This is a genomic window from Acinetobacter sp. 1566109 (assembly GCF_000582255.1).
Classification (GTDB): Bacteria; Pseudomonadota; Gammaproteobacteria; order Pseudomonadales; family Moraxellaceae; genus Acinetobacter; species Acinetobacter nosocomialis.
On record NZ_JEYB01000209.1, the window covers coordinates 1 to 786 of the forward strand.

General features: G+C 32.2%; 1 protein-coding gene. It reads right to left on the bottom strand.

Features of this window, described 5'->3' with window-relative positions; genetic code table 11:
- Window positions 1-209: 209 nt before the first annotated feature.
- Window positions 210-662, bottom strand: a complete 453-nt coding sequence (gene soxR / locus J582_RS0105615) for a redox-sensitive transcriptional activator SoxR (protein WP_002048264.1) — start codon at window positions 660-662, stop codon at window positions 210-212.
- Window positions 663-786 lie beyond the last annotated feature (124 nt).

A 786-nucleotide genomic window follows, 5' to 3' on the forward strand; every position in this document is an offset into this window, starting at 1 on the left:
AAGCCGTTAACGAAACAAGCGCTAATCCAAGAAAGATAGTTTTTTTCATAAATTTTACTTCTTACTAAAAAAAATAAAGATATCAAAAAAATTCATGTTTTATATAAACTGTTTACAATAAAAAACCTTCATAGAGAGTAACTTACAAAATAATTAATTATTCCAAGCGGTACATTATTAGCAATAGAATCAATCAACAAATTTATGCGCTATGATCTTTCTAAAATACGTGCCCCAACACCTTCTTGTCCCAATACATCATTTGGATTTCTTAGTGGACATTGCTCTAATGACAAGCACCCACAACCTATACACCAATCCATTTCATCTCTAAGTCGCGTAAGTTTTTGAATACGATCATCCAAACTTTTCCGCCAATCAAGAGATAACTCTTTCCATTGCTGTGCAGTTAATTTAGATCCCATCGGATACTTACTTAAAGCTTGTTTAATTTCATCTAAGGGAATCCCAACTTTTTGGGCAATTTTAATGATCGCAATGTAACGCAACACCACTAAAGTAAAACGACGTTGATTACCATTGGTTCTTATACTTTTAATTAAACCTTTAGACTCGTAAAAATGAAGCGTTGAAACTGCAACACCACTGCGTTTTGCAACTTCACCTACAGTCAACAAACGGCTTTGATTCGTTTCAGTCATTTCTATTAATCACAACTTTAGTTGAGGTTTTATAAAAGGATGCTTAAATTTTGTCAAATAAGAAATTTAATTTTAACAGTTCAAGCATTTAGAATATTTGGTGGTGTTATTGGTGCAGGTTTAT

Coding starts and splice junctions, on each gene's coding strand:
- soxR (WP_002048264.1), bottom strand. CDS start 662: ATGACTGAAACGAATCAAAGCCGTTTGTTGACTGTAGGTGAAGTTGCA.